General features: G+C 53.3%; 19 protein-coding genes and 1 pseudogene. All 20 read left to right on the top strand.

Annotated elements, in window-relative coordinates; genetic code table 11:
• Positions 1–308: 308 nt before the first annotated feature.
• Positions 309–563, top strand: a pseudogene (locus NSMM_RS16920) (IS1595 family transposase); the annotation flags it as partial.
• 75 nt (positions 564–638) lie between these two features.
• Positions 639–1,049 (top strand): CoA-binding protein, encoded by a 411-nt coding sequence (locus NSMM_RS01515; protein ID WP_090283934.1) that lies wholly within the window; start codon positions 639–641, stop codon positions 1,047–1,049.
• 88 nt (positions 1,050–1,137) lie between these two features.
• On the top strand, positions 1,138–2,085 hold the full coding sequence (locus tag NSMM_RS01510; RefSeq protein WP_090283932.1) for a histone deacetylase family protein: 948 nt from the start codon (positions 1,138–1,140) through the stop codon (positions 2,083–2,085).
• A gap of 85 nt (positions 2,086–2,170) precedes the next feature.
• Positions 2,171–3,343, top strand: a complete 1,173-nt coding sequence (locus NSMM_RS01505; RefSeq protein WP_090283930.1) for a 4Fe-4S dicluster domain-containing protein — start codon at positions 2,171–2,173, stop codon at positions 3,341–3,343.
• Positions 3,340–3,801, top strand: a complete 462-nt coding sequence (locus NSMM_RS01500) for a cyclic nucleotide-binding domain-containing protein (RefSeq protein ID WP_090283928.1) — start codon at positions 3,340–3,342, stop codon at positions 3,799–3,801. The genes NSMM_RS01505 and NSMM_RS01500 overlap by 4 nt, the downstream gene beginning before the upstream one ends.
• Positions 3,802–3,806: 5 nt before the next feature.
• Entirely contained in the window at positions 3,807–4,634 is an 828-nt protein-coding gene (locus tag NSMM_RS01495; RefSeq protein WP_090283926.1) for an FAD/NAD(P)-binding protein, read from the top strand.
• 2 nt (positions 4,635–4,636) lie between these two features.
• Entirely contained in the window at positions 4,637–5,404 is a 768-nt protein-coding gene (locus NSMM_RS01490) for an NADH-quinone oxidoreductase subunit B family protein (protein ID WP_245654633.1), read from the top strand.
• Entirely contained in the window at positions 5,397–6,710 is a 1,314-nt protein-coding gene (locus NSMM_RS01485; protein WP_090283922.1) for a Ni/Fe hydrogenase subunit alpha, read from the top strand. Before NSMM_RS01490 ends, NSMM_RS01485 begins: the two co-directional genes overlap by 8 nt.
• The gene (locus tag NSMM_RS01480) at positions 6,701–7,471 is read left to right on the top strand and encodes a hydrogenase maturation protease (protein WP_090283921.1); all 771 of its coding nucleotides are present in this window, start codon (positions 6,701–6,703) and stop codon (positions 7,469–7,471) included. The genes NSMM_RS01485 and NSMM_RS01480 overlap by 10 nt, the downstream gene beginning before the upstream one ends.
• Before the next feature lie 60 nt (positions 7,472–7,531).
• Positions 7,532–7,780, top strand: a complete 249-nt coding sequence (locus NSMM_RS01475) for a type II toxin-antitoxin system CcdA family antitoxin (RefSeq protein WP_218120956.1) — start codon at positions 7,532–7,534, stop codon at positions 7,778–7,780.
• The gene (locus NSMM_RS01470) at positions 7,780–8,094 is read left to right on the top strand and encodes a CcdB family protein (protein ID WP_090283916.1); all 315 of its coding nucleotides are present in this window, start codon (positions 7,780–7,782) and stop codon (positions 8,092–8,094) included. The genes NSMM_RS01475 and NSMM_RS01470 overlap by 1 nt, the downstream gene beginning before the upstream one ends.
• Before the next feature lie 213 nt (positions 8,095–8,307).
• Positions 8,308–9,816, top strand: coding sequence for a type I restriction endonuclease subunit R (locus NSMM_RS15880; RefSeq protein ID WP_218120955.1), 1,509 nt, complete (start codon positions 8,308–8,310; stop codon positions 9,814–9,816).
• On the top strand, positions 9,732–11,282 hold the full coding sequence (locus NSMM_RS15875; protein ID WP_218120954.1) for a type I restriction endonuclease subunit R, EcoR124 family: 1,551 nt from the start codon (positions 9,732–9,734) through the stop codon (positions 11,280–11,282). The genes NSMM_RS15880 and NSMM_RS15875 overlap by 85 nt, the downstream gene beginning before the upstream one ends.
• The gene (locus NSMM_RS01460) at positions 11,272–11,889 is read left to right on the top strand and encodes a restriction endonuclease subunit S (RefSeq protein WP_090283914.1); all 618 of its coding nucleotides are present in this window, start codon (positions 11,272–11,274) and stop codon (positions 11,887–11,889) included. Before NSMM_RS15875 ends, NSMM_RS01460 begins: the two co-directional genes overlap by 11 nt.
• 12 nt (positions 11,890–11,901) lie before the next feature.
• The gene (locus NSMM_RS01455) at positions 11,902–12,363 is read left to right on the top strand and encodes an endonuclease domain-containing protein (RefSeq protein ID WP_218120953.1); all 462 of its coding nucleotides are present in this window, start codon (positions 11,902–11,904) and stop codon (positions 12,361–12,363) included.
• Positions 12,360–12,500 carry a hypothetical protein gene (locus tag NSMM_RS15450; RefSeq protein ID WP_176753818.1) on the top strand — a complete coding sequence of 47 codons (141 nt, stop codon included), beginning with the start codon at positions 12,360–12,362 and terminating at the stop codon, positions 12,498–12,500. The genes NSMM_RS01455 and NSMM_RS15450 overlap by 4 nt, the downstream gene beginning before the upstream one ends.
• Positions 12,497–14,122, top strand: a complete 1,626-nt coding sequence (locus tag NSMM_RS01450) for a type I restriction-modification system subunit M (protein WP_090283912.1) — start codon at positions 12,497–12,499, stop codon at positions 14,120–14,122. Before NSMM_RS15450 ends, NSMM_RS01450 begins: the two co-directional genes overlap by 4 nt.
• Before the next feature lie 178 nt (positions 14,123–14,300).
• A complete protein-coding gene (locus tag NSMM_RS01445) occupies positions 14,301–15,740 on the top strand; it encodes a DUF4139 domain-containing protein (RefSeq protein WP_090283910.1) in 1,440 nt (479 codons plus the stop codon).
• Between the two features lie 27 nt (positions 15,741–15,767).
• On the top strand, positions 15,768–16,658 hold the full coding sequence (locus NSMM_RS01440; RefSeq protein ID WP_090283907.1) for an NAD kinase: 891 nt from the start codon (positions 15,768–15,770) through the stop codon (positions 16,656–16,658).
• Positions 16,659–16,663: 5 nt separating this feature from the next.
• Positions 16,664–18,343, top strand: coding sequence for a DNA repair protein RecN (gene recN, locus NSMM_RS01435; protein WP_090283904.1), 1,680 nt, complete (start codon positions 16,664–16,666; stop codon positions 18,341–18,343).
• The last annotated feature ends 3 nt before the right edge of the window (positions 18,344–18,346 follow it).

Genomic DNA, 18,346 nt, shown 5'->3' with positions numbered 1-18,346 from the left:
ACGCACATGCCTATTGCCGAATTTCAAGCTATCTGCAATCCATGGCCAACAAGGGATATAACCCACTTGTCGCTATTCAAATAGCGTTGGCCGGTGAAGCTCATAAAGTATGGGGTGAGTAGTTACCAATTTAGAAAGATTGTTCAGCCGAGCCCGATTTTTTCTTTGAAAAGACGCATACTGGCCCAAACAAACCCATCAAAAAGGAACTGTCATGGCCATGAACCGTATCCAATTCCAAGCAAGCTTGTTTTTACCTGCATTTCTTGCGAATTTTGGCGCGGATGCATTGAAAGCGCAAGAACCCCCAATACAAGTGCTACCGGTTGCAGACATCTCTGATCGTAGGCACCTTGTTCCAATGCACCCACTTGCGTTAAGCATCTGTTTTCTAAAATTTTATCTGATCTGCCAAGACCGGTCTGCGGGTGATGGTCGAACGGGATGCCAGGTACACGCTGTGTGGCAATATCAGGGTGGATGACGCTTACCTTGGCGAAGAATTAGCTGGCGGCAAGGCAGATTGTGGCTCCGAGAACAAAGTACCTTTTGTGGCAGCCATTTAGTTCTATTTGTATGGTATTCCAATAATGCGGTAGCATAAGGCCGTAGCATTAACCAAAATGTGAATAGTAATCATGAATCAGCATCACCTCCGACCCCTTTTTGCTCTCGAATCAGTTGCCATCTTTGGAGCCAGTAACCGTGCTGATTCCGTCGGGCAGATCGTATTTCAGAACATACTGCAGAATGGTTATCAGGGCGCACTTTATCCAATCAACCCAGTGCATACCGAGATTCAGGGATGCAAGGCCTACTCGTCAATTACTCAAATTTCCGATCCTGTTGAGCTGGTGGTAATCGCTACGCCCGTAAAATCCGGGCCTGACATCGTAGAGGGATGTGGGAAGCGTAACGTCAAGACGGCGTGCCGGGGTGATCGGAATACAATCGATCATTCAGCTGTTTTCCGTTGCCAATTGATGATCGCCCTAATGAACGCCGCACGATCCAAGGGAATGCACTCAGTAATAATGTCAGCATGCTGAAACTGATGGAAGGTCTCGATTTCAGTATCGAAGCCTGTTCCAAGAACAACAACGTCAAAATCATCCACAGGATTTTGTAAACCACGCCATGTATACTGCCTACATCACGCATCCGGCCTGCCTCAGGCATGAGATGGGAGCAATGCATCCTGAATCCCCGCAGCGGATTCACGCCATCCGCGATCAGCTCATTGCATCCGGTCTGTTCGATTTTCTAAGTCCCTTTGAAGCGCCCAGAGCGAGCAAGGCGCTGCTGACGCTCGTGCACTCGGCAACCTATGTCAAAACAATCTTCGATCAATCTCCGCACTCTGGGATGGTCGCGCTGGATGGCGACACGTTGATGAATCCGCATAGCTTGGGTGCCGCCTTACATGCTTCGGGGGCCGTAGTGCTTGGCGTTGATCTGGTAATGTCTAACCGGATAAAGAATGCCTTCTGCAATATTCGTCCCCCGGGGCATCATGCAGGGCGCGCCAGTGCAGCAGGATTCTGCATTTTCAACAATGTAGCGATTGCCGCTGCGCATGCTCTCGAACATCACGGTTTACAGCGGGTGGCAATCGCGGATTTCGATGTGCATCATGGCAATGGCACGGAAGAGATTTTTCATGATGACCCCCGGGTAATGCTGTGCTCGACATTCCGTCATCCCTATTACCCGTATTCTGGCGCGAGCAGCGGCAATGACCATATTATCAATGTACCGCTTGCCGAAGGGAGCGCAGGCGACATTTTTCGTGCCGCTGTGACAAACCATTGGTTGCCTGCGCTCACAGATTTCCGGCCACAGCTCATCCTGGTTTCAGCGGGATTCGATGCGCACCGCGAAGACGATATGGGCGGCCTGGCATTGCAAGAGTCCGATTATTTCTGGGTAACGGAGAAGCTCAACGAGATTGCCAGCCAATACGCCAACGATCGGATCGTTTCGGCGCTCGAAGGCGGCTATGCGCTCTCAGCACTGGGGCGCAGCGCCGTCGCACACATCCGCAGTCTGATGCGATACGACGGCAATTGTGACAAACAGACATGAAGCCAAAATACAGGTGCCATAAAATTGGCGTACCATAAATTCAGGAATTCCAACAGAAGCATTGACTCGTAAGAGAAGATCGGTCATGAGCATTAATCAACCCGATTTGCCAGCCCAATCGTTCCGTATCGACCGCACCGGTCTCGATGAGCTGCTCGCAGCACTGAAAAACCGAGGCTATACGCTTGTAGGGCCAACGGTCAGGGATCATGCCATGGTTTATGATGAGTTGACTGGCACGCAGGACCTGCCAGTTGGGAAAGGTGATCAACAGGAAGCCGGAACTTATCAGCTGGTCGACAGAGGGGATGCGGCGCTGTTTGGCTATAACCTCGGTCCCCATTCCTGGAAAAAATATCTGTTTCCACCCCGGCACAAACTGTGGCAAGCTGAACTAACCGATGACGGCCTTGCTTTTAGCGAGCCTGATCAGGCCACTCCACCAAAATATGCGTTCATCGGCGTGCGGGCCTGTGAACTCCACGCGATACAGGTCCAGGACAAGGTATTTGCTGGTGGTGACCATCGCGATGCCCATTATTGCCGGACACGTGAGCGTGCATTCATTGTTGCGGTCAATTGCAGCCAGGCCGCTGCGACCTGTTTTTGTCCCTCGATGAACACCGGCCCGGCGGTTACCAGCGGATTCGACATTGCACTCACCGAAGTCATTGCCGCTGATGCGCATTATTTCGTCATGCAGGCAGGAAGCCAACTGGGGCAAGCGGTACTCGACCAGATTACGCCATGCCTTGCTGACTCGACTGAAATACAAGCGGCCGCGCAGTGCGTGGCCAATGCCAGAGCGCAAATGGAGCGACAACTGGATACGGCTGATATACAGAACCTGCTGTACCGCAATGCCGAAAATCCCCGCTGGGAAAAAATTGCGCAACGCTGTCTGAGCTGTGCGAATTGCACCATGGTCTGCCCCACCTGCTTCTGTTCAAGCGTGGAGGATACGACTGACCTCACTGGCAGCCATGCCGAACGCTGGCGGCAATGGGATTCCTGTTTTACGCTGGATTTTTCTTATCTGCACGGTGGATCGGTACGTACTTCCACTCGGGCGCAGTACCGGCAATGGATGACGCACAAACTGGCAAGCTGGATCGACCAGTTCGACACTTCCGGTTGTGTAGGCTGTGGGCGCTGCATCACCTGGTGTCCGGTCGGAATCGACATTACTGAGGAAGTCCGACTGATGCGCGAAAATGACATGGCCTCAAGCGAAAATTCACAAAGGGGTGGCCGATGAAAACGATCGCGACTCTCCTGCGTGACCATCCTTTTTTTGCAGGGCTACCTCCTGCCTATCTTGACTTGATCGCCAGCTGCGGCAAAAACACGCATTTCCACACAGGCGATTTTTTGATGAAGGAAGGAGAAGCTGCCAATACTTTCTATGTCATCCGTAGTGGCAAAGCAGTGGTGGAGGCCTACACGCCAGGATTCGGGCACCAGATCGTCACCCAGGTTGATCATCATGGAGTCATCGGTTATTCGTGGCTGTTTCCACCGTATCGGGTGGCATTCGATGTGCGCGCCATTGAGCCGGTGAGCGCCGTGCAGCTCGATGGCCTGTGCCTGCGGAATAAAGCAGAAGCCGATCATGAACTTGGCTATCAATTAATGCAGCGTTTCGCGCAAGTGATGTTGCAACGTCTGCAGGCCACCCGCGTGCAGATGCTTGACGTCTATCGCAAGGGAAATTGAACATCATGGCCGATCCGATGCTGCCTGCTGTTTACAAGGTGGTGCAGGTCGCGCAGGATTTGCCGGATACGGTCACACTTGATCTGATCCCGGTGTTCGCCAGTAAACTATCGGCATGCCAGCCTGGCCAGTTCAACATGCTGTACGCTTTCGGTCAGGGAGAGGTGCCCATTTCGGTCAGCGGCAATACCGACGAGATCAATGTGATTCGCCATACCATCCGCGCGGTAGGAAGCGTGACCGAGGCGCTGACCAGCATAAAAATGGGTGATCAAGTTGGGCTGCGCGGACCCTTTGGCCGCGCGTGGCCGCTTGCAGCAATGCAGGGCAAGGATATCGTGTTGATTGCGGGCGGACTGGGTCTCGCGCCGCTGCGACCAGCGATTTATCATCTGCTGAATCATCGCGATGCATATGGCCAGGTCACACTTTTCTATGGCACGCGCACCCCGCAGGACAGACTGTATGCAGATGAATTCGACCGCTGGCAGCAGCGCGACGATCTTGAAACCGGCATCACAGTGGATAGTGCCGGACGCGACTGGCGTGGACAGGTTGGTGCCGTGACCACGCTGCTCGAAGGCAGGCACTTCGATGGCAAAAACACGATTGCGCTGATTTGCGGGCCGGAAGTCATGATGCGTTTTTCCTCTACCGAGCTGGAGAAACGTGGCGTGCAGCCCGACAACATTTACGTTTCGATGGAGCGCAACATGAAGTGTGCAATTGGCTTTTGCGGACATTGCCAATACGGACCGCATTTCATCTGCAAGGATGGCCCGGTATTTGCGCTGTCACAAGTCGCGCATTTATTCAGGATACGGGAGATATGACCATGACTAAACCCAAGCTTGCCGTGTGGAAATTCGCTTCCTGTGATGGCTGTCAGTTGAGTCTGCTCGATTGCGAGGACGAACTGCTCGCGGTTGCCGGGGCCATCGACATTGCCAATTTCGCAGAAGCGAGTCGGGACATCCAGCCTGGCCCTTATGATCTGTCATTGGTGGAAGGCTCGATCACGACCGCGCATGATGCCGAGCGCATCCAGGAAGTACGGCGTCTGTCCAAATACCTGGTGACGATCGGCGCCTGTGCCACCGCAGGCGGTATTCAGGCGCTGCGCAACTTTCAGGACGTCAAGGAATTCATGGCGATTGTTTATGCCTCACCTCACTACATCAGCACACTTGCCACCTCAACGCCGATTGCCGATCATGTGCATGTGGATTTCGAACTGCGCGGCTGCCCGATCAACAAACAGCAACTGCTGGAAGTGATTACCGCCTTCCTGCATCATCGCCGCCCCGCCATTTCAGCACACAGCGTGTGCATCGAATGCAAGCTGCGCGGCAATCCCTGTGTCATGGTCACTCAAAAAATGGCGTGTCTTGGACCAGTGACGCACGCCGGATGTGGCGCGATCTGCCCATCGTACAATCGCGGCTGCTACGGTTGTTATGGCCCGATGGAGTCACCAAATACTAAATCGTTGAGCGCGTGGCTGGAAAAACTGGATGTTGCTGCACCAGACGTCGCCAGATTGTTCAGAAGCTATAACGCAGCCGCACCCGCATTCAAGGAAGCCGGAGATCGCCATGAGTGATGAGAAGACACGAATCATCAAAGTTGATTATCTTGCGAGGGTAGAGGGTGAGGGCGCGCTCTATATCAAAATCCGTGATGACAGGCTCGAAGACGTCAAATTGAAAATTTTTGAGCCACCACGTTTTTTTGAAGCGCTATTGCGCGGAAGACGTTTTACCGATGCCCCCGACATTACCGCGCGCATCTGCGGCATCTGTCCAGTCGCCTACCAGATGAGCGCCGTGCATGCCATGGTAAATGCAATGGGCGTCGAGATCGGCGGGGCATTGCGTGAGCTGCGACGATTATTGTATTGCGGCGAATGGATTTCCAGTCATACGCTGCACATCTACCTGCTGCATGCACCGGATTTTCTTGGTTACCCAAGCGCAATTCACATGGCGAAAGATCACAAGACCATCGTCGAACGAGGATTGCAGCTGAAAAAAATCGGCAACGAAATCATGCAAGTGATCGGCGGGCGCGAAATACACCCGATCAACGTGCAGGTCGGCGGGTTTTATCGAACACCGGCGAAAACGGAGCTGAAGGCGATCCGTGAATCCCTGCTGCAGGCGCGCGAGCTGGCACTGGAAACTGTACGCTGGACATCAACTTTGAACTTCCCTGATTTTGAACAGGATTACTGCTTCGTCGCACTCTCTCATCCACACGAATATCCCTTCAACGAAGGCCGCATCGTATCCAGTAAAGGTTTGGATATTCCGGTCTCGGCATTCGACGATACGTTTGAAGAAGAGCATGTCGCCTACAGCAACGCGCTGCATTCTGTTATGAAGCAGAACAAAAGCAATTACTTCGTCGGTCCGATGGCGCGTTACGCCCTCAACCATGACAAACTGTCACCGCTGGCAAAGGAAGCAGCCAGCGCCGCCGGTCTCGGGCCAATCTGCTACAACCCATTCAAAAGCATCATCGTTCGAGCAGTGGAGGTCCTGTATGCCTGTGATGAAGCGCTGCGCATTATTGATGCCTATGAACCACCCGCGCAGCCTTTCGTGCCAATCGAACCCCGCGCCGGGGTCGGCTACGGCTGCACCGAAGCCCCGCGCGGGCTGCTGTATCACCGCTATACTATTGATGACAAAGGCGACATTCTCGATGCTGTGATCATTCCGCCCACCTCGCAGAATCAAAAAACCATCGAAGTCGATCTGAAACATTTCGTTGCAAAATACCTGCATCTCGACGATGAACACTTGCAATGGCAGTGCGAGCAAGCGATCCGCAACTATGACCCCTGTATTTCCTGCGCGACGCACTTTCTGAAACTGAACATGGAGCGGATAAAGGCTTGCGGCTGATCATCGGTATTGGCAACCGTCACCGCGGTGATGACGCCATCGGCTGTATTCTCGCTGAGCTACTATCAACACGGCTCAAAGAGCAGGATAATCCAGACTATCGCATCATCACTCACGATGGCGAGCCGGCTTCCTTGATGGCACAGTGGGCAGGTTATGATGAAGTCATTTTGCTTGATGCCGTTCATTCCGGCAGGCAACCTGGCACGCTCATCAAACTCGATCTGGTGAACGAACATCTATCACAGGCTTTTTTGCATTGTTCCACCCATGCTTTTGGTATTACAGAAGCCGTTGAACTGTCACGAGCAATGGATACCTTGCCGGACAAACTCGTTTTTTATGGCATCGAGGCGCAAACTTTCGATCCCGACGCCCGTTTGTCCCAAGCGGTCTCGCAACAACTGGAGCAATTGCTCGCAGATATTGTCGAGGATTTGCGTGATAACCACTATGAAAACAAAGGAGCAGTACCCATGCATGAATTCTCACTGATGGCCGACTTGCTACGCAAAATCGAACGTATCGCGCAGGACGCAGGTGGCCGGGAAAAAATCGTCCTTACCGCCATCCATGTCAAACTGGGCGCGTTGTCGCACATTAGCGCAGAGCATTTTCGCGAACACTTCGAAACCGCTATCAAGGGAACCGTCGCTGAAGGTGCGCGCCTCGACGTCGAAGAACTGACCGATCCCAACGATCCCAACGCGCAGGAAATTATCCTCGACAGCATCGAAGTCCGGGATCGGGACGATTGCTGATAATTGACGCGCCTGATGAATGCGCGTAGATTGTGCGCATTTAAAATGTCAGGAACAATGGTGAGTCATATTACTTTCAACCCGGCAGCACCCAAAAAATCAGCTAACCTCAGCATCAATGCCGATCTCCTGCAGCAGGCAAAGCAGCTCAACATTAATCTTTCGCAAATACTGGAACAGCAGCTGATCGAAATCGTCCGGCAAGCACAGCGCGACCGGTGGCTGGAGGAAAACAAAAATGCGCTGGATGAATACAACCGCCGTATTGAATTACGCGGCACGTTCAGTGACGGCTTGCGGCGGTTTTGATGGCGCAGTTTGATGTTTACCTCAATCCGAATGCGGATACGCATCGCATTATTCCTTACCTGCTGGATGTGCAGGCCGATCTGTTGGATACATTGGCAACCCGTGTCGTGGTACCACTCGTTCTGATGGAAGAAATGGGACTAGCAGCCAGACATCTCAATCCAAAATTTACAATCAGGGGAGTTGACGTCGTCATGTCTGCCGCGGAGCTGGCGGGGGTTTCCAGGCGTTTACTGGGAGATAAAATTGTGTCTTTGAAAAATGAGCGCGACGAAATCATCGCAGCCCTTGACCTGCTTTTCACGGGAATCTGATGCTGGAATATGGCACCAGCTCCGCTTCAGCGAGTGCGGCGAACCGTCCCTCTCCTGTTATCCCGGATCAACCCGCGCTGGCAGTTTGATGAGCGGCTTGTTTGAAATCACGAATCAGGATAAATCAGCGCAATCGTTCGGATTATTGTTCTTGCGAACGATAATATCCGGTTCCAGGTTCGCTCCCACTTAACAATTTGTTCTCTTTTTATAATGACGGAACAAGCAATCGAACAACAATTAATCGACAAGCTGAGTGATCTCAAATACCGCTACCGTTCCGATATCCGTGATCGGGCTCAGCTTGAGGCCAACTTTCGCGAAAAGTTCGAGGCGCTCAACCGCGTCAGCCTCACCGGCGATGAGTTCCATCGCCTGCTGGATTCGATCATCACCCCAGACGTGTTCGCCGCTGCCAAACATCTGCGCGAGCGCAACAGTTTTGAACGTGATGACGGCACGCCGCTTTACTATACGCTGGTCAACCTCAAGGACTGGTGCAAAAACAGCTTCGAGGTGGTTAATCAGCTGCGCATCAGCACCGATTACAGCCATCACCGTTACGATGTGATCCTGCTCATCAACGGCATTCCCGTCGTTCAGATCGAGCTGAAAACCCTGCAAATCAGCCCGCGCCGGGCCATGCAGCAGATCGTCGATTATAAGAACGCACCCGGCAACGGCTACAGCAAAACCCTGCTCTGCTTCCTGCAACTGTTCATCGTCAGCAACCGCAGCGACACCTGGTATTTCGCCAACAACAACCGCCGCCACTTCAGCTTCGACGCCGACGAACGCTTCCTGCCGCTGTACCAGTTCGCGGACGTGGACAACAGCAAGATCACCCATCTGGACAGCTTTGCCGACGCCTTTCTTGCCAAATGCACGCTGGGCGAAATGATCAGCCGCTACATGGTGCTGGTGGCCAGCGAGCAAAAGCTCCTGATGATGCGGCCGTATCAAATCTACGCCGTCAAGGCGATTGTCGATTGTATCCACCAGCACTGCGGCAACGGCTACATCTGGCACACCACCGGCAGCGGTAAGACGCTTACCTCGTTCAAGGCCTCCACGCTGCTCAAGGACAACCCGGACATCGACAAATGCCTGTTCGTGGTGGACCGCAAAGACCTCGACCGGCAGACGCGCGAGGAATTCAACAAGTTCCAGGAAGGCTGTGTCGAGGAGAACACCAACACCGAGACCCTGGTGCGCCGCCTGCTCTCGGACGACTATGCCGACAAGGTCATCGTCACCACCATCCAGAAGCTCGGCCTGGCGCTGGATGGTACCAACAAGAAAAACTACAAGGAGCGGCTGGAACCACTGCGCGACCAGCGCATCGTCTTCATCTTCGACGAATGCCATCGCTCGCAATTCGGCGACAACCATCAGGCTATCAAGGCGTTTTTTCCCAACGCCCAGTTGTTCGGCTTTACCGGCACGCCGATCTTCGAGCAGAACGCCAGCGCTCAGCAGATTGAAGGCCAACAGGCGTCCTACAAGACCACGGCGGACATCTTCCAGCAGCAACTGCACGCCTACACCATCACCCACGCCATTGAAGACCGCAACGTGCTGCGCTTCCATGTCGATTACTACAAGCCGGAAGGAAACCACCCCACCCCTTCGGGGTGGTGCCAACCAAGCGCGCCATCGTCGACGCCATTCTTGCCAAACACGATGCCGCCACCGCCGGGCGCAAGTTCAACGCCGTGCTAGCCACGGCCAGCATCAACGACGCCATCGAATACCACGCCCTGTTCAAAATCGTACAAACGGAAAAGCAAGCCGCCGACCCCGACTTCCAGCCGCTCAACATCGCCTGCGTCTTCTCCCCGCCCGCCGAAGGCAACAAAGACGTACAGCAGATTCAGGAAAACCTGCCGCAGGAAAAGGTCGACAACGAACAGGAGCCCGACAAAAAGAAAGATGCCCTCAAGGCCATCATCGCCGACTACAACGCCCAGTACGGAGCCAACCACGGCATCGGCGAATTCGACCGTTACTATCAGGACGTACAAAAGCGCATCAAGGATCAGCAATACCCCAATGCCGACCTGCCCCACGCGCAGAAGATTGACATCACGCTGGTGGTGGACATGCTGCTCACCGGCTTCGATTCCAAGTTTCTGAACACGCTTTACGTCGACAAAAACCTCAAATACCACGGCCTGATTCAGGCGTTTTCGCGCACTAACCGCGTGCTCAACGACACCAAGCCTTACGGCAACATCCTCGACTTTCGCCAGCAGCAAGATGCCGTGGATACCGCCATTGGCCTCTTCTCCGGCCAGACCGGCAAACCCGCCAAGGAAATCTGGCTGGTGGAGCCGGCCGCAGAAGTTATCCGCAAATACGAGGCCGCAGTCGCCGGCATGGCGGGCTTCATGCAGAACAAGAACCTGATTTGCGAACCCGAGCAGGTTTACAACCTGAAGGGCGATAACGCTCGCATCGAATTCGTCAACCGCTTCAAGGAAGTGCAGCGCCTCAAAACCCAGCTTGACCAGTATACGGATCTGGCGCCCGACCAAAGGGCACACATAGAGGCCACCCTGCCGAAAGACCAGTTACTGAGCTTCCGAAGCACCTATCTGGAAACCGCCCAGCGCCTGAAAGCGCAACAGGATAAGCACGACAAAGCGGGTGGTGAAACTGATCCGGAAATCCAGCGGCTCGATTTCGAGTTCGTGCTGTTCGCCTCCGCCCTCATCGATTACGACTACATCATGGCGCTCATCACCCGCTACGCCAGCCAGACGCCGGGCAAGCAGAAGTTGAGCCGCGAACAGCTCATCGGCCTCATTCAGTCCGACGCCAAATTTATCGATGAACGCGACGATATCGCCGACTACATCGACACCCTGGAGGCGGGCAAAGGACTGGATGAACAAGCCATCCGCGACGGCTTCGAGCGCTTCAAAGCCGACAAGCACGCCCGCCAGTTGGCAGCTATTGCCGACCAGCACAATCTTCCCGCCACCGCCCTGCAAGCCTTCGTGGACGCCATCCTGCGCCGCATGATCTTCGACGGCGAACAACTGAGCGACCTCATGGCCCCGCTGGAACTAGGCTGGAAAGCCCGCACCCAAGCCGAACTGGCGCTGATGGAAGACCTCATCCCGCTACTGCACAAACTCGCTCAAGGGCGGGAGATTTCAGGGCTGGGGGCGTATGAGCAATAAGGCGGCAAAACGTGAATTGGTGCCCAAACGGCGCTTTCCTGAGTTTCGGGAGGCGGGGGAGTGGGAGGAACGGAACCTTGGGAGGGTCGCCGAGAACCTAGACAATCGGCGCGTCCCAATTACTTCGGGCGAGAGAGTAGCGGGTCAAATTCCATATTACGGAGCCTCTGGCGTTGTTGATTACGTTAAAGGCTTCATCTTTGACGAGGACTTGCTCTGTGTTTCAGAGGACGGAGCTAATTTGGTCGCGCGGACATACCCGATTGCTTTTCCAATCTCTGGAAAGACGTGGGTGAATAATCATGCTCATGTCCTGCGATTCGAGAACCCCTGCACACAGAAGTTTGTGGATGTTTATCTGAACTCCATCAAGCTTAACGACTTCATCACTGGAATGGCTCAACCGAAATTGAACAAGGCAATGCTCGATAGCATTCCCATTCCTTGGCCCACAGTCCCCGAGCAACAACGCATCTCAGACTGCCTTAGCAGCCTAGACGACCTCATCACCAGTCAAACGCAAAAACTCGCCGCGCTCAAGACCCATAAAAAAGGCCTGATGCAGCAGTTATTCCCCTCCGTTGGAGGGGTGGCAGGCGAAGCCTGACGGGGTGGTCAAATGACAACACAACGAGACATGAAAGCAACCACCCCACCCCTTCGGGGCACCCCTCCAAAGGAGGGAAATAAAACGCGCCACACCAAAAATTACCAATCGCTGCCTTTCAATCCTGCATTGAAAGAACGAGCCAAAGCATTGCGCAAAGCAGGCAATCTATCGGAAGTGTTGCTGTGGAATCAATTGAAAAGAGGGCAATTCAAAGGACTGGACTTTGATCGCCAGAAAATCATCGGCAACTACATCGTTGATTTTTATTGTGCCGAAAAACAAGCGGTGCTTGAAATTGACGGTAGTAGCCATGATGACAAAGCTGAATATGATGCGCAGCGTGACGCATTTCTAATGAGCCTGGGATTGTGTGTCATCCACATTTTGGATGTGGATGTGAAACAAAATCTGGCGGGCGTGATGGACTTCTTATCTCGTCATCCTGCATTTATTGATAAGGTGGTCGCATGACACAGCTCATTCTCTACACTAGCGAAGACGGGGGTTCAGTTGTCAAGGAATCCTTGACAGTTCAGGTTCAAGCAGACGATGAAGCAACTACCGAGGAATACTCGGCAGTCCATATACGCGAACAAGACAAAAAATGACCGATCAAGATCAAAAACAACTGGGCACTACCCTGTGGGGCATTGCCGATCAACTGCGCGGAGCGATGAATGCGGACGATTTCCGCGACTATATGCTGTCCTTCCTGTTCCTGCGCTATCTGTCGGACAACTACGAAACGGCGGCGCAAAGGGAGCTGGGACCGGATTATCCCAGGCTGGATAAGGACAAGAATGGCGGCGACCGCCGCACACCGCTGGCGGTGTGGTATGCGCAGAATCCGGACGACACCGCGGAGTTTGAAAAGCAGATGCGCCGTAAGACGCATTACGTGATTCAGCCCGCCTACCTCTGGGGCAGCATCGCGGAGATGGCGCGTACGCAGAACGGGGAATTGCTGCACACTCTGCAAAAGGGCTTCGATTACATTGAGAACGAATCCTTCGCCAGCACCTTCGGTGGGCTGTTTTCCGAGATCAATCTGAATTCGGAAAAGCTGGGCAAGGCCTACGAAGCGCGCAATGCCAAGCTCTGCACGATCATCAAGGCGATTGCCGAGGGGCTGGCGCATTTCTCCACCGACAAGGACACGCTGGGCGATGCCTACGAATACTTGATCGGTCAGTTTGCCGCCGGCTCCGGCAAGAAGGCAGGCGAGTTTTACACCCCGCAGCAGATTTCCAGCATCTTGTCGGGCATCGTCACGCTGGACAGCCAGGAACCCGCCACGGGACCCAAAAAGCATTTAGACAGCGTCTTCGACTTTGCCTGCGGCTCAGGCTCCTTGCTGCTGAATATTCGCAAACGACTTAAAGACGCGGGCGGGACCATCGGCAAGATCTTCGGGCAGGAAAAAAACATCACCACCTACAACCTGGCGCGCATGAACATGCTGCTGCACGGAGTGAAGGATTCCGAGTTTGAGATTTACCATGGCGACACGCTGACCAACGACTGGGACAGGTTGCGCGAGATGAACCCGGCAAAGATGCCGAAATTCGATGCCGTGGTGGCCAATCCGCCGTTCAGCTACCGTTGGGAGCCAACCGACGCGCTTGGCGAGGATATGCGCTTCAAAAATTACGGCCTGGCACCCAAGTCTGCCGCCGACTTTGCTTTTTTGCTGCACGGCTTTCACTACCTGAAGCCCGAAGGGGTCATGGCCATTATTCTGCCCCACGGCGTACTGTTCCGTGGCGGCGTAGAAGAACGCATCCGCACCAAACTGCTGAAAGACGGCCACATCGACACGGTGATCGGCCTGCCCGCCAACCTGTTTTTCTCCACCGGCATTCCGGTGTGCATTCTCGTTTTGAAGAAGTGCAAGAAGCCGGATGATGTGCTGTTTATCAACGCCGCCGAGTACTTTGATAAGGTAAAGCGCCAGAACCGCCTGCTGCCGGAGCATATCGACAAGATTATCGATACCTATCAGTTCCGCAAGGAAGAAGAACGGTATGCCCGGCGCGTGCCGATGGAAGAGATCGAAACGAACGGCTATAACCTGAATATCTCCCGCTATATCAGCACTGTACAGGCGGAAAAAGAGATTCCTCTCCAGGCAGTCAATGAAACGTTGGTGGAACTTACGCAGAACATCGCTGTGGCACGGGACAAACACAATGCGTTCCTGAAAGAATTGGGTTTGCCGCCTTTACCGTGAAAAAACGCTGTTACATCGTATTGTTATCCTGTTAACCTGATGAATACCACGGTATTATAAATATTTTCAACACCACCATTCTGACGAACCTGCCATGAGGTAAATGGAGTGATGATGCCAGGCAGATAATTGTCTGCATAGGGAAATTCTTGCAACACCCATCGCACTGGAGATAGCTATGTTGAAATATTTATGTGCCATTTTTCTTGTTACCGTTTTTTTTGCAGCAACAAACCAGTGCTTTGCCGAGAACCTGGAGGAAAAGACGAGCGTACGCCAGGATCAAGGCAAGATAATGCTGACCATTTACAATGATAATCTCGCTCTGATCAAAGAAGAACGTACGATAAAGCTGGACAAAGGCGAAAATCGGCTGGCATGGCGGGAAGTATCCGCGCAGATGCGCCCGGAAACCGCGTTGTTGCGTAACCTGACGCCTTCAGCAAAGTTAAGCTTGCTGGAGCAGAATTTTGATTTTGATCTGCTGACGCCGCAAAAACTGCTGGAAAAATATCTTGGCAAAAGCGTTGCCATCATTCGTACTAATACCGCTACAGGTGAGGAAACTCGCGAAGACGCGACGGTGCTCTCCACCAGCCAGGGGGTCGTGCTCAAATTTGCAGATCGTATTGAAACTGGACTGCCGGGGCGGATTGCTTTTCCGGATGTGCCAAGCCATTTGCGTGACCTGCCAACGTTATCCCTGCTGCTCACTACTTCTCTGGCAGGTAGCCATGATCTGGAGCTGTCATATCTGACTACCGGCCTTTCCTGGCGAGCGGACTATGTGGCCGAATTGAATGCCGATGACAGCCTTCTGGCAATGAACGGACTGGTGACGCTGGTCAATCGCAGTGGTATTACCTATGAGCACGCGCAGTTGCAACTGGTTGCCGGGGACGTTAATCAAGTTCAGCCTGATCAGTCGCCTCGCGCAAAATCCACGGCCATTGCCAGTATGATGGAAATGGCGCCCGCGATGGAACAGGAAGCCTTATTTGCTTATCATCTTTACAGTCTGCCAACAGCAACTACGTTGGCAGACAATCAGACCAAGCAGGTTGGTTTGCTGTCGGCCAATGGCATCGCGGTCAGCAAGGAACACTGGCTGCAAGGTATGGATTACTATTTTTCCGGAGAATATGGTGAGATCGGGCGTAAATTGCACCCTGCCGTCATGATCAAATTTGATAACAAGGGAGAGGGGTTGGGCGTTCCGCTGCCCAAGGGCATCATTCGCGTGTATAAAAAAGACTCACGCGGTAATGCGCAGTTTGTCGGCGAGGATCGCATCGAACATACCGCGAGAAATGAGCAGATCAGTCTGAAGCTTGGCAACGCCTTCGATATTACCGCCGACAAAACCCAGACGGAATTCCGGCAGTTGGCCTCAAAACCGGAAAATCATATTGAGACGGCTTACCAAGTCCGAATTCGTAATGCGCGGGATGAGGCCGTCACCATTCACGTGCAGGAGCCGATTCCGGGTGACTGGACCATGGTCGAGACTTCCGTTCCTCACACTCAACCCGCGGCGAATCTGGCACAATGGAAGGTCGACGTGCCCGCCAATCAGGAAACAGTTTTAAGCTATCGTGTCCGTGTTCGTTTTTTCTAACATCGGCTGACCGATCACTTCTGGAAGATGACCGCTTTGTTCAAGACCATTGCATTGATCGGTAAGTATAAAAACCGTGATATTACTGCGCCACTTCTCAATCTCGCGCGGCACCTTGCCGGACAGGGACTCAATGTGGTACTGGATGCATTGACGGTCATTCAGATAGAAAAAGTTGAGTTTCCCATTTTAACGCTGGACGAAATTGGCCAGCAGGCGGATCTGGCCATTGTGCTGGGAGGCGATGGTACCATGCTTAATATCGCGCGTACGCTGGTTGACTACAATGTGCCGCTGGTGGGAGTCAATCAAGGTCGGCTGGGGTTTCTGACCGATCTGACGGTTGATACCATGCAGGCCACCCTCGGTACGATGCTGGATGGTCAATTCATTGTGGAAAACCGCATGTTGCTCGCGGCGGAAGTTTCACGCGACACAGGAATGGTGTTTAAGGAACTGGCGTTTAACGATGTGGTGTTGCATCGAGGAATAAGCAGCGGCATGATCGAGTTCGAGGTGCGTGTCGACGGCGAATATGTGTATGCTTTGCGTTCCGATGGCCTGATCGTGGCGACCCCAACCGGATCAACCGCGTATGCCCTGTCTTCTGGTGGGCCAATTCTGCATCCCAAGCTGGATCTGATAGCGCTGGTACCGGTTTGTCCACATACACTGAGTAATCGTCCCATCGTGGTAGGTGGAGATGCCGTAGTCGAGATCAAGCTGCATTGTGCAACTGAGACCAAAATTTATGCCGACAGCCATTCGTGGTTTGATCTCGGTGAGCACGACCAGATCGTCATCCGGCGTCATCCGGAAACCATCAAGATTCTCCATTCCGTTCATCATAGCTATTATCGGATGCTGCGCGAAAAACTTGGCTGGAGCGGTATTCTCCAGCACAATAATACTGATTAGTCACTATGCTGCTACACCTATTCATTCGTGACTATGTATTGATCGATCAGATCGAGCTCGACTTTCATCCCGGATTTACTGTTTTGACTGGTGAAACCGGCGCGGGGAAATCCATCTTGATCGATGCGCTGGAGCTCCTGCTGGGCGGACGCGCGGATGTGCAACGTATCCGGCATGGCTGCGAACGGGCAGAAATCAGTGCAGAATTTGATATCCGCGATCTTACTTCTTTACAGCAATGGCTGCAGAAAAATTCACTCGATGATCCGGCAGGCGGCTGTCTGCTGCGCAGAGTCATTGATGCCAGCGGTCGTTCCCGGAATTTTATTAATGGCACGACGGTTACCCTGCAGCAACTACGCACGGCAGGCGAGTGGCTGATCGATATCCATGGCCAACATGCGCACCAAACCTTGCTGCGCACCCAGCAACAAGGGGAATTGCTGGATGGATGGGCTGGTGAAACCGGGCTTGTACAGCAAGTTGCCGCCGCTTACCGGCATTGGCAAACATTGCATCAGCAGCGGCTTGACTGGGAGAAGGATAGCAGTCGCGACGCTGAAGAACGGGAACGGTTGGCGTGGCAGGTCAAGGAGTTGTCCGATCTCAATTTTTCGGCTGAAGACTGGCAAACCATACAGGCGGATCATAACCGTTTAGCGCATACGGCAAAGCTGCTGGAAGCCGCTCAATTGTCCCTGGAATTGCTGTCAGAAAATGAGATTTCCGCGCTTACGCAAATCGACCGTGTCAGCGCCCGCCTGCATTCCCTGATAGAGGTCGACAGCTCACTTGTACCGATGGACGAACAACTGCAATCGATAGAAGCGCAGTTGCAGGATGTGATCCATGAATTGAGGCATTACCAGCAACACTTGGATCTCGATCCGCGGCGTCTGGAAACGATCGAAGCGCGCCTTTTAGCCGTACATAGCACCGCCAGAAAATATCGTGTCAACCCGGAAGACCTGGCGGAGTTGCTGGTAACTGCCACACAGCAGCTGGCCGACCTGGAAACCCGGGCAGATGGCGCTGCGCTGGCGGAGGCCGAACAAGCTGCCCAGCAGGAATATATGCGGTTTGCGCAACAATTGAGTGATAAACGACGTGAGGCTGCCACCAGTCTTTCCAGACTGGTGACTGAAAACATGCAAACGCTGGCGATGGAAGATGGCCGTTTTCAGGTGACGTTGCATCCGGTCACACCCGGCAATCAATCTGGCCTGGAGCAAATTGAATTTCAGGTATCCGCACATAAAGACATGCCATTACGGCCACTGCACAAGGTAGCCTCCGGTGGGGAATTATCGCGAATTGGTCTGGCTATCCAGGTGATCATCAGTCAGGCTGGCATGACTCCCACGCTGATTTTTGATGAGGTTGATGCCGGTGTTGGCGGTAGTGTTGCAGAGAAAGTCGGAAAATTACTCAAAGCGCTGGGAAAAACACGGCAGGTTCTGTGTATTACGCATCTGCCGCAGGTAGCGGCGATGGGTGACCATCACTGGCAGGTATCCAAAAAGAATGAGCAGCAGATTGACCAGACACTGATCAGTCGAATTTTTCATCTTGATCAGGCTGGCAGAATAGACGAAATTGCGCGAATGCTCGGTGGTGAAAGACTCACTGCTACAACACGCAAGCATGCCGAGGAGATGCTACGCGATCACGCGTTATCCAAATAAAAA

It is taken from the genome of Nitrosomonas mobilis, from assembly GCF_900103035.1.
GTDB lineage: Bacteria > Pseudomonadota > Gammaproteobacteria > Burkholderiales > Nitrosomonadaceae > Nitrosomonas > Nitrosomonas mobilis.
Note: the sequence above shows the minus strand (reverse complement) of the source record. Positions and strands in the feature narration are given on the sequence as shown.